Genomic DNA, 14138 nt, shown 5'->3' on the forward strand with positions numbered 1-14138 from the left:
CTTGGCCGTCGCGCTTGTGTCAAGAAGCTACTCAGTCCAGCGTCACCCCGGCTTCGCGGATGACCTTGCTCCACTTGGCCGTCTCGTCGGCGATGAACTTGTTGAACTCCGCCGGACTGTTGCCCACCGGGATGGTGCCCATGGTGTCCAGGCGCGCCTTGACATCGTCCATCTTCACGACGGCCGCGATCGCCTCGGCCATGCGCTCGACGATCGGCGCCGGCGTGCCGGCGGGGGCGAGCATGCCGGCCCAGGTGCTCGTCACGTAGCCGGGGATGCCCTGCTCGATGAAGGTGGGGACGTCGGGCAGCGCCGCGAGGCGCTTGTCGCTCGCCACGCCGAGCAGGCGCACCTTGCCCGCCTTGCCGGGTGCAATGAGGCCCTGCGCGGCGTCGCCGAACAGCTGGATCTGCCCGCCCAGCAGGTCCGTGAACGCCGCCGCGGACCCGCGGTAGGGGACGTGGACCATCTGCGTGCCGGTCACCGACTTCAGCAGTTCGGTGGACAGGTGCACGGCCGAGCCGTTGCCGCTGGAGCCGTAGCTGATCTTGCCCGGGTTGGCCTTGGCGTAGGCGACCAGTTCCTTGGCGTTCTTGAAGGGCCCGTCGTTGTTGGCGGCGTAGATCAGCGGCGACACGCCGATCAGCGACACACCGGTCACGTCTTTCGGGTCGTAGGGCAGCTTCTTGTACAGCGTCGTATTGGCCGCGTGCGCGGCGATGACGACCGCGAAGGTGCTGCCGTCCGGCGCCGCCTTGGCCAGCGTGTCCACGGCCACGATGCCGTTGGCGCCCGGCTTGTTCTCGACGATCACCGGCTGGCCGAGCCGCGCCTGCAGCTTGTCGGAGATCAAGCGGGCCGTGATGTCGGTGAACCCGCCCGGCGGGTAACCCACCAGCACCTTGATCGGACGCGAAGGCCAGGCAGGCTGCGCGTGCGCGAACGGCGCGGCGACGGTGGCCGCGAGGGCGGCGGTGAAGTGGCGGCGTTGCATGGAATTCGTCTCCTTTTGCGATTGCTGATCGAGCCACTTCGGATTGCATGCCATTTCCATGCCGCGTCCAGTCACTTGGTGGACACGGCCTGCACAGTCCTTTTGGAGTGCCTCTGCCACAGCAAAGACAAGAGGCCCGCATCAGCGAGCCTCTTGCGTCCTGCGGACAGCCATCGCACCGGCTGCCCACATCGTCTGCGCGTGACTCACGCGCTCGTCGGCGCCTGATAGTTCGCCCCGCGTGCCTTCTTCTGTGCCTGCAGGAATTCCTGCGCGGACAGCAGCCGCGTGGTCTTGTAGCTGCGCAGGTGCCCGGGCGCGCTGACGGCTAGTGCCAGGGCGGCCGCCGTGACGTCGTCGGGAGCCGAATAGACACCGACCACGTCGTACTCGCCGAGACAGAAGTCCAGGCTTTCCAACTTCCCTTCCATCTTTTCGACCAGGGCCTTGAGGCCGGCGACCCGGTCCTGGGGATTGCTGATGAACGCCGCCGCGGCAGCGGAGGTGTAGGACGCCTGGACGAGGTAGCGGGGCATGGTGGCCTCCTTGGAAAACGACATCAGCGCCGATGGATTCCCGGGCGCCAGTCCGGGAACGTCGCCTGCGCACCCGGGTTGGCCGGCGGCGCTGAAGGTCCGGCCAAGCCGCATTGAGCGCGCCGCGACCCGCTTCGTAAACAGCGGCTTTGTACGGTGGCGCGAGCGATGCAACAGGGTGTGCGGCCCCGGCCAAACGGCCGCCAGCGATCCGGAACCACGCACGCACCCTTCGCCAAAAGAGAAATCACCCGGCCTTCGCTCTGAGAAAATCGGCGATTCCCTTCGCAGATCGCGACACGTGCCGCCCGACCGCAGCTTCATCCGCCGGCTTGACCTCACCTCCTTGCAGCTGTTCATGGCGGCCGGCGAGCTGGGCAGCATCGGGCGCGCGGCCGAGCAGGAGTCGCTGGCCAATTCCGCCGCCAGCAAGCGCATCAGCGACCTGGAAGACGCCGTGGGCACGCCGCTGTTCTACCGGCGCGCCCGGGGGGTCGAGCTGACCCCGGCCGGCCAGACGCTGCTGCATCACGCGCGCGCCGTCCAGTTCAACCTGGAGCGCATGCAGGCGGACCTCAGCGACTACGCCGAAGGCGTGCGCGGCCACGTGCGCGTGCACGCCACCATCTCGGCCATCGTGCAGTTCCTGCCCGAGGACCTGGCGGCTTTCGCCGAACACCACCGCGAGGTGAGGATCGACCTGAGCGAGCACCTCAGTGCCGACGTCGTCCGCGCCGTGCGCGAAGGCCACTGCGACCTGGGCATCTGCCACCTGCCGGCCGAGGCCGGCGACCTGGCCCTGCGCGCCTACCGGCAGGACCGGCTGGTGCTCGCCGTCCCGAGCGGCCATGCGCTCGCGCGGCTGGCGCGGGTGGCGTTCGCCGACACGCTGGATTTCGACCACCTCGGGCTTCACAGCAACAGCTCCATCAACCTGGCCATGAGCCGCGCCGCGCACGAGGCGGGCCGGCCGCTGCGGCTTCGCATGCAGGTCACCGGCCTGGACGCCCTGTGCCGCATGGTCCAAAGCGGGCTGGGCATCGGCCTGGTGCCCGACCGCGCCTTCGAGCTGCTGGCCCCCATGGGCGGCCTCGAAGCCGTGCCGCTGACCGACGCCTGGGCCCTGCGCGAGCTGCAGCTCGTGGCCCGCGATTTCGCCACCCTGCCCGCTACCGCACGCCTGCTGGCCGAACACCTCGGCGCACAGGTGCGCACCGCTCCTTAGAATTCCTGACCCGAAAAGGCCTCATCATGGGACGCACCCTCTACGACAAGATCTGGGACGAGCACGTCATCCACGCGGAGGAGGACGGCACCGCCATCCTCTACATCGACCGCCACCTGGTGCATGAAGTCACCAGCCCCCAGGCCTTCGAGGGCCTGCGCGAGAGCGGCCGCAAGGTCTGGCGCGTCAGCAGCGTGGTGGCCACGGCCGACCACAACACGCCCACCACCGGCTGGGAACGCGGCTACGACGGCATCACCGACCCGATCTCCAAGGAGCAGGTCACCACGCTGGACAAGAACATCAAGGAGTTCGGCGCGGCCGCCTACTTCCCGTTCCTCTCCAAGCGCCAGGGCATCGTGCACGTGATCGGCCCCGAGCAGGGCGCCACGCTTCCGGGCATGACGGTGGTCTGCGGCGACTCGCACACCTCCACGCATGGCGCCTTCGGTGCGCTGGCCCACGGCATCGGCACCAGCGAGGTGGAGCACGTGCTGGCCACGCAGACCCTGCTGGCCAAGAAGGCGAAGAACATGCTGGTGAAGGTGAACGGCACGCTCGCGCGCGGCATCACCGCCAAGGACGTGGTGCTGGCCATCATCGGCAAGATCGGCACCGCCGGGGGCACCGGCTACACCATCGAGTTCGGCGGCTCGGCCATCCGCTCGCTCACCATGGAAGGCCGCATGACGGTGTGCAACATGGCCATCGAGGCGGGCGCGCGCGCGGGCCTGGTGGCGGTGGACGACAAGACCATCGAGTACGTGAAGGGCCGCCCGCTGGCGCCCACCGGCGTCGCCTGGGAGCAGGCGGTCGCCTACTGGCGCACGCTGCATTCCGACGCCGACGCGCACTGGGACGCGGTGGTCGAGCTCGACGCCGCGCAGATCGTGCCGCAGGTCACCTGGGGCACCTCGCCCGAGATGGTGCTGGGCATCGACGCGCGCGTGCCCGACCCCGACAAGGAAAAGGACGAGAGCCGCCGCGCCGCCATGGAGCGGGCCCTGGCCTACATGGGCCTGGAGCCGGGCAAGCCGCTGGCCGACGTGCACGTGGACAAGGTCTTCATCGGCTCGTGCACGAACAGCCGCATCGAGGACATGCGCGAGGCCGCGGCCGTGGTCAAGCGCCTGGGCCAGAAGGTGTCCCGCAACGTGAAGCTGGCGCTGGTGGTGCCGGGCTCCGGGCTGGTCAAGGAGCAGGCCGAGCGCGAGGGCCTGCACGAGATCTTCAAGGCCGCCGGCTTCGAGTGGCGCGAGCCCGGCTGCTCCATGTGCCTGGCCATGAACGCCGACCGGCTGGAGCCGGGCGAGCGCTGCGCCTCCACCAGCAACCGCAACTTCGAAGGCCGCCAGGGCGCCGGCGGCCGCACGCACCTGGTGTCCCCCGCCATGGCTGCCGCCGCGGCCGTGCATGGTCACTTCGTCGATATCCGCCAGTTCGCCTGATCCTTGAGGACAAACACCATGAAGAAGTTCACCGCCCTCCTGCTGGCCGCCACCTTCGTGCTGGCCGGCTGCAACACCGTCCGTGGCATGGGCCAGGACATCCAGAAGGCCGGCAGCGCGCTCGAAGGCGCTGGCAAGAAGTAGCCACCATGGACAAGTTCACCATCCACAAAGGCCTGGTCGCACCGCTCGACCGCGAGAACGTCGACACCGACGCCATCATCCCCAAGCAGTTCCTCAAGTCGATCCGCAAGACGGGCTTCGGCCCCACCCTGTTCGACGAGTGGCGCTACCTGGACCATGGCGAGCCCGGCCAGGACCCGGCCAGCCGCAAGCCGAACCCGGACTTCGTGCTGAACCAGCCCCGCTACGCGGGCGCTTCGGTGCTGCTGGCGCGCCGCAACTTCGGCTGCGGCTCCTCGCGCGAGCATGCGCCCTGGGCGCTGCAGCAGTACGGCTTCCGTGCACTCATCGCGCCGAGCTACGCCGACATCTTCTTCAACAACTGCTTCAAGAACGGCGTGCTGCCCATCGTGCTGCCCGAGAGCACGGTCTCCCGCCTCTTCGACGAGGTGAACGCCTTTCCCGGCTACGAACTCACCGTGGACCTGGAACGCCAGGTCGTGGTCAAGCCGCAGGGCGAGGAACTCGCTTTCGAGGTGCAGCCCTTTCGCAAGTACTGCCTGCTCAATGGCTTCGACGACATCGGGCTGACGCTGCGGCAGGCGGACAAGATCAAGGCCTACGAGGCCGAGCGCCTGGCCACCAAGCCCTGGCTGGCGCAGACCCTGTGAGGCAAGGACAGATGAAGAAGATTGCAGTGCTCCCCGGCGACGGCATCGGCCCCGAGATCGTGGCCGAGGCCGTCAAGGTCCTCAACGCGCTCGAGCTGGAATTCGACATGGAGGCAGCGCCGGTGGGCGGCGCGGCCTACGAGTCGCACGGGCATCCGCTGCCCGAATCCACGCTCAAGCTGGCCCAGGAGGCCGACGCCATCCTGTTCGGCGCCGTGGGCGACTGGAAGTACGACAAGCTCGAACGCGCGCTGCGGCCCGAGCAGGCCATCCTGGGGCTGCGCAAGCACCTGGGCCTGTTCGCCAACTTCCGGCCGGCCATCTGCTATGAGCAGCTCACGCACGCCTCCAGCCTGAAGCCCGAACTGATCGCCGGGCTGGACATCCTCATCATCCGCGAGCTCACGGGCGACATCTACTTCGGCCAGCCGCGCGGACGCCGCACCGCACCGGACGGCCACTTCCCCGGCGCCGAGGAAGCCTTCGACACCATGCGCTACTCGCGCCCGGAGATCGAGCGCATCGCCCACATCGCCTTCCAGGCCGCGCGCAAGCGCAGCCAGCGCGTGACCAGCGTTGACAAGTCCAACGTGCTGGAGACCTTCCAGCTCTGGAAGGACGTGGTCACCGAGGTGGGGCAGCAGTACCCCGACGTCGCGCTGGACCACATGTACGTGGACAACGCCGCCATGCAGCTGGTGCGCGCGCCCAAGAAGTTCGACGTGGTGGTCACCGGCAACATGTTCGGCGACATCCTCTCGGACGAAGCCGCCATGCTCACCGGCTCCATCGGCATGCTGCCTTCGGCCAGCCTGAACGAGCGGGGCCAGGGCCTGTACGAGCCCAGCCACGGCAGCGCGCCCGACATCGCGGGCCAGGGAATCGCCAACCCCTTGGCTACAATCCTGTCCGCCGCCATGATGCTCCGCTTCTCCCTCGACCAGCCCCAGGCCGCCGACCGCATCGAGTCGGCGGTCCAGCACGTGCTGGCGCAGGGCCTGCGCACGGCGGACATTCACTCGGACGGCACCACGAAGGTCGGCACCCGCGAGATGGGCGACGCGGTCGTGGCCGCGATCACCACCAAAACGATTACCAAGGGCTAGCAAGCTCCGGTTCGTCGCGCGCCCTCCCCCGGCCCGGACGAGCCGGGGGCGAAGTGAAATCCAACTCAAGCAAAGGGCGATGACGATGACTCTCAAGGCACAACAACCCCTGGTCGGCCTGGTCGGCTGGCGCGGCATGGTCGGCTCGGTCCTCATGGACCGCATGCAGGCCGAAGGCGACTTCGGCCTGATCGAGCCGGTGTTCTTCTCCACCTCCAACGCCGGCGGCAAGGCGCCCGCGCAGGCCAAGAACGAGCCGACCCTCAAGGACGCCTTCGACATCGGCCAGCTCGCCAGGTGCGACGTGATCCTCACGGCCCAGGGCGGCGACTACACCAGCGAGGTCTATCCCAAGCTGCGCGCGGCCGGCTGGAACGGCCACTGGATCGACGCCGCCTCCACCCTGCGCATGAAGGACGACGCCGTCATCGTCCTCGACCCGGTCAACTCGCCGGTCATCAAGAACGCCCTGTCCAAGGGCGGCCGCAACTGGATCGGCGGCAACTGCACCGTCAGCTGCATGCTGATGGGCGTGGGCGCGCTGTACAAGGCCGGCCTGGTCGAGTGGATGACCAGCATGACCTACCAGGCCGCCTCGGGCGGCGGTGCGCAGCACATGCGCGAGCTGCTCACCCAGTTCGGCACGCTCAACGCCGAGGTGCGCGCCCTGCTGGACGATCCGCGCTCGGCCATCCTGGAGATCGACCGCAAGATCCTGGGCAAGCAGCAGTCGCTGTCTGCCGCCGAGACGCAGAATTTCGGCGTGCCCCTGGGCGGCTCGCTCATTCCCTGGATCGACAAGGACCTGGGCGACGGCATGAGCCGCGAGGAATGGAAGGGCGGCGCCGAGACCAACAAGATCCTGGGCCAGGGCCCCGGCTTCTCGGCACCGGCCGTCCCGGTGGACGGCTTCTGCGTGCGCGTCGGCGCCATGCGCTGCCACAGCCAGGCCCTGACATTCAAGCTGCGCAAGGACGTGCCGCTGGCGGACATCGAGGCCATGATCGCGGCGGACAACGCCTGGGTCAAAGTCGTGCCCAACACCCGCGAGGCCACGCTCGCCGGCCTCACGCCCGTGGCCGTCACGGGCACGCTGGACATCCCGGTGGGGCGCCTGCGCAAGCTGGCCATGGGCCCCGAGTACCTGGGCGCCTTCACCATCGGCGACCAGCTCCTCTGGGGCGCCGCCGAACCGCTGCGCCGCATGCTGCGCATCCTGCTGGACGCTTGACACCCTTCAGGAATTAACCTAATGCAACGGCCTGTAACTGAACGTTCCAGGCCGTTGTCATGTGGCAACATGAATCGCAGAGCTTCCGTGCGGCTGAGAACGATGTCTCGGCCGCCGAGCCGGCTTCCTTGTCCGGCTCCGAGGAATCATGCAATCTACTTCAGGTGATCCATTGCATAAGGCGACCGCCCGCACCATGAGAAAACCGCTGCTGCCCGCCAGCCGAGCCGGCCATCTGCTTTCCGGTGCCTCGCGCCTGCCCCGCTGGCGGTCCACCGCCGTGGCGTTGGCGGCGGCGCTGCTGCTGGTCGGCGTCGGGGGCGACGCGCACGCCCTGGCGCTCGGCCGCGTCAAGGTGGTCTCCGCCCTGGGCGAGCCCCTGCAGGCCGAAATCGAGGTTCCGCAGATCTCCGCCGAAGAGCTCGAATCGCTCAAGGTGTCCATTGCCTCGCCCGCAGCCTTCCAGCGCGCGGGCGTCGAACTCAACCAGGCGCTCGCCGGTGCGCGCCTGGCCCTGCAGCGCCGCGCCGACGGCAGCTATTTCCTGCGCCTGTCCAGCGAGCGGGCCATCAACGACCCCTTCCTCGACGTGATCGTCGATGCCCAGTGGGCCACCGGCCGCATCGTGCGCGACTTCACCATGCTGCTGGATCCGCCCAGCCTGCGCCCGTCCGCGCCCGTGGCGGCGCAGATCGTCCCGCCGCCGGTCGGCCGCACGTCCGCGCGGGCTGCCGCGGAGCCCACGCCCGCAACGCCGCCCGCGGTTCGCGCCGATGTCGCGAACCGCGCGCCCTCCTCTTCGGCGCCCGCTGCCGCGCCCGCCGCGGCCAGGGCCGCCGAACCGACACCGGAAGCCCCCGCCCGTCCTGCGGGCACCGAACGCCTGGCGCGGCGGCCCGCGGCGCCCACGGCCGACGCGCCGGCCCGGGTCACCGTGCAGCCGGGCGACACGGCCGGCGAGATCGCCACGCGCTATCGGCCGCCCTCGGTCTCGCTCGACCAGATGCTGGTGGCCATGCTGCGCAGCAACCCGGAGGCCTTCTTCGGCGACAACGTCAACCGCCTGCGTTCGGGCGCCGTGCTGGAGTTGCCCAGCGAAGCGCAGGCCGCTGCCGTGCCGCGCGCCGAAGCCCGCCAGACCATCGTCGCGCACAGCCGCGACTTCAACGAGTTCCGGCGCCGCCTGGCGCAGAACCTCGGCGAAGCGCCGGCCGTGGCCAGCGCGTCCCGCTCGGCCTCCGGCCGCGTGCAGACCGAGGTACAGGACCGGGGCCAGGCGACGGCCGGCCCGGACCGGCTCACCCTGTCCAAGGGTTCCGTGCGCGCAGCCCGTACGGCGGCCGAGGAGGAGCGCATCGCGCGGGAGCGCAACGAGCAGGAGACCGCCGCCCGGCTGGCGGAGCTGAACAAGAACATCGCCGAGCTCAGCCGCTTGAGCGCCGCCACCACGGCCACCGCGACGGCCCCCGCCGGGGGCGGCACCGGCGGCGCGGCAGCGGCGGCCCCGGCCGCCGCGCCTGCGGCCGGCATCGCCGTGGCAGCCCAGGTACCGGGCGCCACCATCGAGGCACCGGCTCCGGCCGCGGCCGCCGCGGCCGAAGCGTCGGCCGCGCAGGCACCTGGCGCCGCAGCGCCGGATTCCGCCGCGCCTGCCGCACCCGCTGCATCCGCTGCAGCGCCGACGGCCGCCGCCGCACCCCCCAGCCCGGCGCCTGCGTCCAGCGCGGACGAGCCCGCCCTCGTGGACCAGCTCATCGCCGAACCGCTGGTGCCCGCCGCGGCCGGTGGCGCCCTCGCCCTGCTGCTCGGCTGGGCGCTGCTGCGCCTGCGGCGGCGGAACAAGACCGCCACCGTGGACAGCTCCTTCCTGGAAAGCCGCCTGCAGCCGGACTCCTTCTTCGGCGCCAGCGGCGGCCAGCGCATCGACACGGCCGAGGCCGCGCAGACCACCGCCTCGTCCATGGTGTATTCGCCCAGCCAGCTCGACGCCGCCGGCGACGTCGATCCGGTCGCCGAGGCCGATGTGTACCTGGCCTATGGCCGTGACCTGCAGGCCGAGGAAATCCTCAAGGAAGCCTTGCGCATCACGCCGCAGCGGGTGGCCATCCACACCAAGCTGCTGGAGATCTACGCGCGACGTCGCGACGCGCAGGCCTTCGAACTCATCGCCTCGGAGGCGCATGCCCTGACCCAGGGCCAAGGTCCCGAGTGGCAGCACATCTGCAAGCTGGGCCAGGAGCTCGACGCGGCCAACCCGCTCTACGAAAGCGCACACGGCTTCGCGGACGCCCGCCGGCCAGGCGCCGCCACCCTGGCCGCGGCCATGCCGGCCGCCTCGGCGACGCTGGCGGGCACCCGCTACATCACCACCGACGAGGCCGACGAAGCCGTGGTCCTGGAAGCCGTGCCGCCGTCCGTGCCGAGCCCGGCCGCACCCGCGGGCATCGACCTGGACCTGGACCTGGACTTCATCGATTCGGAAGGCAACACGCCTGCCTCCACCCTCGCCAGGCTCCCCGCGGACCCGCTCGAAGAGCTGCGCCCGGTGGTCGCGGACGAGGCGGCGCCCAGCCCGGCGGACGAGTTGCTCGACGACCTCGCCGCCCTCTCCAGCGCCCGGGCCGCGGCCCTGCCCATGCCGGAAGCGACGAGCCTGGACTTCGACCTCCCACCCGACGAGCCGGCGCCCTCGCCTGCGCAGCCGACTGCAACCGCGTCGCTGGCTGAAGCCGTCACGCTGGAACTGCCGGACCTGGAATTCGATCCGCTGCCCGCACCGACGGCCGCGGCTGAAGCCGGCACCGAGCTGTCCGGCCTGGCGGCCATGCCGCTCGCCGACCTGTCATTCGAACCGGCGCCGGCACCGGAGGCGCAGGCCGCTGCCGCCCCGGTGTCCGACCCGCTCTCCTTCGACCTGGGCGATCTTTCGCTGCAACTCGATCCGCCGCCCTCCACCCTCGGCGACCTGCCCGAGCTCAGGGCCGAGGACGAGGATTTCACCGACGCCGACCCGCTGGCCACCAAGCTCTCGCTGGCCGAGGAATTCCAGGCCATCGGCGACAGCGACGGCGCCCGCAGCCTGGCCGAGGAAGTGCTGGCCGAAGCCTCCGGGGCATTGCAGGACCGCGCGCGCCGCTTCCTCGCGGACCTCGGTTGATGACGTGAACTCCGAGGCCGCGCCCGACCCGGGCCGCATCGCGCTCGGCATCAGTTACAGCGGCCAGGGCTACGAGGGTTGGCAGAGCCAGCCCTCGGGCCGCACGATCCAGGACCACCTGGAGCATGCGCTCTCGCAGTTCGCCGACCAGCCGATCGCCACCCTGTGCGCCGGCCGCACCGACGCCGGCGTGCACGGCCTGATGCAGGTGGTGCACTTCGACACGCCCGTGCAGCGCGAGCCCTTCTCCTGGGTGCGCGGCACCAACCGCTTCCTGCCGCCGGACATCGCCGTCGAATGGGCACAGCCCGTGCCGCGCAGCTTCCATGCCCGCGCCAGCGCCATCGCGCGCCGCTATGCCTACGTGCTGCGCGAGTCGCCGGTGCGTCCCAGCGTGGACGCCGGCCGTGCCGGCTGGGTGTTCCGCCCGCTCCAGGCCGAGCCCATGCGGGAAGCCGCTGCGATGCTCCTGGGCGAGCACGACTTCAGCTCCTTCCGCGCCTCGGCCTGCCAGTCGCACACGCCGGTGAAGACCCTGCACCGCATCGACATCCACCGGCGCGGCGCCTACTGGCGCTTCGAGTTCGAGGCCAATGCCTTCCTGCACCACATGATCCGCAACATCATGGGCTGCCTGGTGCTGGTCGGCCAGGGTGCGCAGCCGCCTTCGTGGATGCGGCAGGTGCTGCAGGCGCGCAGCCGCGACGCGGCGGCGCCGACCTTTTCGCCCGACGGCCTGTACTTCCTGGGCCCGGTGTACGAGCCGCACTGGGGATTGCCGCAGCACAGCGCTGCGTATGATTGGCTTCCCTGAGACTTCCTCCCCGAGCCCCGGCTCGGCCTCCCGGTCCCACCTGCAGACCGCCCCCCGGACCCACACGCCATGACCGCCCCTTCCCAGCGCCGCACGCGCATCAAGATCTGCGGGCTCACGCGCGAGCAGGACGTGGATGCCGCGGTGCAGGCCGGCGCGGATGCGGTGGGCTTCGTGCTCTGGGAGCGCAGCCCGCGCCACGTGAGCCTCGCGCGTGCCGCCGAGCTCGCGCGGCGCCTGCCGCCCTTCGTCGCGCCCACGCTTCTCTTCGTCAATGCCCCCGCCAGCGACGTCGTGGCTGCCTGCGAGCGCATCCCGCAGGCCTGGCTGCAGTTCCACGGCGACGAGACACCCGAGCAGTGCGTGGTGGCCGCCGCGGGGCGGCCCTACCTGCGCGCCGCCCGCATCCCGCTCGAAGCGGGACAGGGCTTCGACTTGCTAACATTCGCGTCCCGCTTCTCCTCGGCCCAGGGCCTGGTCCTCGACGCGCATGTCGAGGGCTACGGCGGCGCCGGCAAGGCATTCGATTGGTCACGCATTCCAACAAACGTCGACGCTCACCTCGTCTTGTCTGGTGGGTTGACACCTGCAAACGTGGGCGATGGCATCGCGCAGCTGCGGCCGCGTTGCCGAACGCTGGCCGTTGACGTGAGTTCCGGCGTCGAGTCCGCCAAGGGCATCAAGGACGCCGGCAAGATCCATCGCTTCGTGGCTGCCGTCCGGGCAGCCGACGAGCTTGCCCCTTCCCAATCATGAGCAGCTATGAGCAACCCGATGCCGCGGGCCATTTCGGCATCTACGGCGGCAGCTTCGTCAGCGAGACGCTGACCCACGCCATCAGCGAACTGCGCGCGGCCTACGCGCGCTGGCAGCGCGACCCCGAGTTCCTGGCCGAGTTCCAGTACGAGCTGGCGCACTTCGTGGGTCGGCCCTCCCCCATCTACCACGCCGCGCGCATGAGCCGCGAGATGGGCGGCGCGCAGATCTACCTCAAGCGCGAAGACCTCAACCACACCGGCGCGCACAAGATCAACAACGTCATCGGCCAGGCCATGCTCGCGCGGCGCATGGGCAAGCCGCGCGTGATCGCCGAAACCGGCGCCGGCCAGCACGGCGTGGCCACGGCCACCATCTGCGCCCGCTACGGGCTGGAATGCGTGGTGTACATGGGCGCCGAGGACGTCAAGCGCCAGAGCCCCAACGTGTACCGCATGAAGCTGCTGGGCGCGCAGGTGGTGCCGGTGGAACTGGGCAGCCGCACGCTCAAGGACGCCCTGAACGAAGCCATGCGCGACTGGGTCACGAACGTGGAGAACACCTTCTACATCATCGGCACCGTGGCCGGCCCGCACCCCTATCCGATGATGGTCCGTGACTTCCAGAGCGTCATCGGCCACGAGTGCATCGAACAGATGCCCGCGCTCGCCGGCCGCCAGCCCGACGCGGTGATCGCCTGCGTGGGCGGCGGCAGCAACGCCATGGGCATCTTCCACCCCTACATCGGCTTCGAGGACACCCGCCTCATCGGTGTGGAGGCCGCCGGCGAAGGCCTGGACAGCGGCAAGCACTCGGCCTCGCTCCAGCGGGGCAATCCGGGCGTGCTGCACGGCAACCGCACCTACATCCTGCAGGACGAGGACGGCCAGATCACCGAGACGCACAGCATCAGCGCGGGCCTGGACTACCCTGGCGTGGGCCCGGAGCACGCCTGGCTCAAGGACATCGGCCGTGCCGAGTACGTGGGCATCACCGACGCCGAGGCGCTGGAGGCCTTCCACTACCTGTGCCGCACCGAAGGCATCATCCCCGCGCTGGAGTCCAGCCACGCCATCGCCCATGCCATGAAGCTCGCGCGGACGATGCGCAGCGACCAGAGCCTGCTGGTGAACCTCTCGGGCCGGGGCGACAAGGACATCGGCACCGTGGCCGACCTGAGCGGCGCGGACTTCTACTGCCGACCGAGCTGCCGCGGCCAGAGCGTCAAGGGCGAGGCGCGCGTGGAGTTCAAGCCGTGAGCCGCATCGCCGCCACGTTCGAGCGCCTGAAGGCGCAGGGCCGCAAGGCCCTCATTCCCTACGTCATGGCGGGCTTCCCCTATGCGGACGTCACGCCGGAGCTGATGCACGCCATGGTCGAAGCCGGCGCCAACGTGATCGAGCTGGGTGTCCCCTTCTCCGACCCCATGGCCGATGGCCCGGTGATCCAGAAGGCCGGCGAACGTGCGCTGGCCCTGGGCGTGGGCATGGCGCAGGTGCTGCAGGCCGTGCGCCGGTTCCGCGAGCGCGACCAAAGCACGCCGGTCGTCCTCATGGGCTATGCCAATCCGGTCGAGCGCTACGACCTGCGCCACGGCGCCGGCGCCTTCATCCGCGACGCCGCGCAGGCGGGCGTGGACGGCCTGCTGGTCGTGGACTACCCGCCCGAGGAATGCGAGGCCTTCGCCGCGCAGCTGCGCGCGCAGGGCATGGACCTCATCTTCCTGCTCGCGCCCACCAGCACCGACGAACGCATCCGCCTGGTGGCACGCGTGGCCAGCGGCTACGTCTACTACGTCTCGCTCAAGGGCGTGACCGGCGCCGGCCACCTCGACACCGGCGCGGTCGAACGGATGCTGCCGCGCATCCGCGAGCACGTGAAGATTCCGGTGGGCGTGGGCTTCGGCATCCGGGATGCGCAGACGGCCTGCGCCGTCGGTCGCGTGGCGGATGCGGTGGTCATCGGCACGCGTCTTATCCAGTTGATCGAAGGGCAGCCGCGCGAGAAGGTCGCGCCGGCTGCGGCGCAGTTCCTGGCGGAGATCCGCCGGGCGCTGGACGCCTAGAATCCGCCCCGA

At 70.2% G+C, this 14138-nt stretch carries 13 protein-coding genes; 11 read left to right on the forward strand and 2 right to left on the reverse strand.

The window, feature by feature from the left end; all coding sequences use genetic code 11:
* Positions 1 to 31: 31 nt before the first annotated feature.
* Positions 32 to 994, reverse strand: a complete 963-nt coding sequence (locus tag EZ242_RS20860; RefSeq protein WP_135287123.1) for a Bug family tripartite tricarboxylate transporter substrate binding protein — start codon at positions 992 to 994, stop codon at positions 32 to 34.
* Positions 995 to 1200: 206 nt separating this feature from the next.
* On the reverse strand, positions 1201 to 1530 hold the full coding sequence (locus tag EZ242_RS22170) for a GYD domain-containing protein (protein ID WP_167784908.1): 330 nt from the start codon (positions 1528 to 1530) through the stop codon (positions 1201 to 1203).
* A gap of 301 nt (positions 1531 to 1831) precedes the next feature.
* Here EZ242_RS22170 and EZ242_RS20870 point away from each other — a divergent pair, with 301 nt between their 5' ends.
* The 11 genes from EZ242_RS20870 (at position 1832) to trpA (ending at position 14126) form a co-directional block, all read left to right on the forward strand.
* Positions 1832 to 2755, forward strand: coding sequence for a LysR substrate-binding domain-containing protein (locus tag EZ242_RS20870; RefSeq protein ID WP_276606547.1), 924 nt, complete (start codon positions 1832 to 1834; stop codon positions 2753 to 2755).
* 26 nt (positions 2756 to 2781) lie between these two features.
* Positions 2782 to 4203 carry a 3-isopropylmalate dehydratase large subunit gene (leuC, locus tag EZ242_RS20875; protein ID WP_135287125.1) on the forward strand — a complete coding sequence of 474 codons (1422 nt, stop codon included), beginning with the start codon at positions 2782 to 2784 and terminating at the stop codon, positions 4201 to 4203.
* An 18-nt stretch (positions 4204 to 4221) separates the two neighbouring features.
* On the forward strand, positions 4222 to 4347 hold the full coding sequence (locus EZ242_RS20880; RefSeq protein WP_135287126.1) for an entericidin A/B family lipoprotein: 126 nt from the start codon (positions 4222 to 4224) through the stop codon (positions 4345 to 4347).
* A gap of 5 nt (positions 4348 to 4352) precedes the next feature.
* The gene (leuD, locus tag EZ242_RS20885; protein ID WP_135287127.1) at positions 4353 to 4997 is read left to right on the forward strand and encodes a 3-isopropylmalate dehydratase small subunit; all 645 of its coding nucleotides are present in this window, start codon (positions 4353 to 4355) and stop codon (positions 4995 to 4997) included.
* An 11-nt stretch (positions 4998 to 5008) separates the two neighbouring features.
* A complete protein-coding gene (gene leuB, locus EZ242_RS20890; protein WP_135287128.1) occupies positions 5009 to 6103 on the forward strand; it encodes a 3-isopropylmalate dehydrogenase in 1095 nt (364 codons plus the stop codon).
* An 85-nt stretch (positions 6104 to 6188) separates the two neighbouring features.
* Positions 6189 to 7334 carry an aspartate-semialdehyde dehydrogenase gene (asd, locus tag EZ242_RS20895; protein ID WP_135287221.1) on the forward strand — a complete coding sequence of 382 codons (1146 nt, stop codon included), beginning with the start codon at positions 6189 to 6191 and terminating at the stop codon, positions 7332 to 7334.
* A gap of 196 nt (positions 7335 to 7530) precedes the next feature.
* Complete coding sequence (locus tag EZ242_RS20900) at positions 7531 to 10491, forward strand: FimV/HubP family polar landmark protein (RefSeq protein WP_135287129.1); 2961 nt, start codon at positions 7531 to 7533, stop codon at positions 10489 to 10491.
* A 4-nt stretch (positions 10492 to 10495) separates the two neighbouring features.
* The gene (gene truA / locus EZ242_RS20905; protein WP_135287130.1) at positions 10496 to 11305 is read left to right on the forward strand and encodes a tRNA pseudouridine(38-40) synthase TruA; all 810 of its coding nucleotides are present in this window, start codon (positions 10496 to 10498) and stop codon (positions 11303 to 11305) included.
* A gap of 69 nt (positions 11306 to 11374) precedes the next feature.
* Positions 11375 to 12061 carry a phosphoribosylanthranilate isomerase gene (locus EZ242_RS20910; protein WP_135287131.1) on the forward strand — a complete coding sequence of 229 codons (687 nt, stop codon included), beginning with the start codon at positions 11375 to 11377 and terminating at the stop codon, positions 12059 to 12061.
* Positions 12058 to 13320, forward strand: a complete 1263-nt coding sequence (gene trpB, locus EZ242_RS20915) for a tryptophan synthase subunit beta (RefSeq protein ID WP_135287132.1) — start codon at positions 12058 to 12060, stop codon at positions 13318 to 13320. Before EZ242_RS20910 ends, trpB begins: the two co-directional genes overlap by 4 nt.
* A complete protein-coding gene (gene trpA, locus EZ242_RS20920) occupies positions 13317 to 14126 on the forward strand; it encodes a tryptophan synthase subunit alpha (RefSeq protein ID WP_135287133.1) in 810 nt (269 codons plus the stop codon). Before trpB ends, trpA begins: the two co-directional genes overlap by 4 nt.
* Positions 14127 to 14138: the final 12 nt, after the last annotated feature.

The organism is Ramlibacter rhizophilus (assembly GCF_004681965.1).
Classification (GTDB): domain Bacteria; phylum Pseudomonadota; class Gammaproteobacteria; order Burkholderiales; family Burkholderiaceae_C; genus Ramlibacter; species Ramlibacter rhizophilus.

Excerpts from the sequence above, each read along its gene's own strand:
- EZ242_RS20860 (WP_135287123.1), bottom strand. The coding sequence starts at position 994 with ATGCAACGCCGCCACTTCACCGCCGCCCTCGCGGCCACCGTCGCCGCG.
- EZ242_RS22170 (WP_167784908.1), bottom strand. The coding sequence starts at position 1,530 with ATGCCCCGCTACCTCGTCCAGGCGTCCTACACCTCCGCTGCCGCGGCG.
- leuC (WP_135287125.1), top strand. The coding sequence starts at position 2,782 with ATGGGACGCACCCTCTACGACAAGATCTGGGACGAGCACGTCATCCAC.
- EZ242_RS20880 (WP_135287126.1), top strand. The coding sequence starts at position 4,222 with ATGAAGAAGTTCACCGCCCTCCTGCTGGCCGCCACCTTCGTGCTGGCC.
- leuD (WP_135287127.1), top strand. The coding sequence starts at position 4,353 with ATGGACAAGTTCACCATCCACAAAGGCCTGGTCGCACCGCTCGACCGC.
- leuB (WP_135287128.1), top strand. The coding sequence starts at position 5,009 with ATGAAGAAGATTGCAGTGCTCCCCGGCGACGGCATCGGCCCCGAGATC.
- asd (WP_135287221.1), top strand. The coding sequence starts at position 6,189 with ATGACTCTCAAGGCACAACAACCCCTGGTCGGCCTGGTCGGCTGGCGC.
- EZ242_RS20900 (WP_135287129.1), top strand. The coding sequence starts at position 7,531 with ATGAGAAAACCGCTGCTGCCCGCCAGCCGAGCCGGCCATCTGCTTTCC.
- EZ242_RS20910 (WP_135287131.1), top strand. The coding sequence starts at position 11,375 with ATGACCGCCCCTTCCCAGCGCCGCACGCGCATCAAGATCTGCGGGCTC.
- trpB (WP_135287132.1), top strand. The coding sequence starts at position 12,058 with ATGAGCAGCTATGAGCAACCCGATGCCGCGGGCCATTTCGGCATCTAC.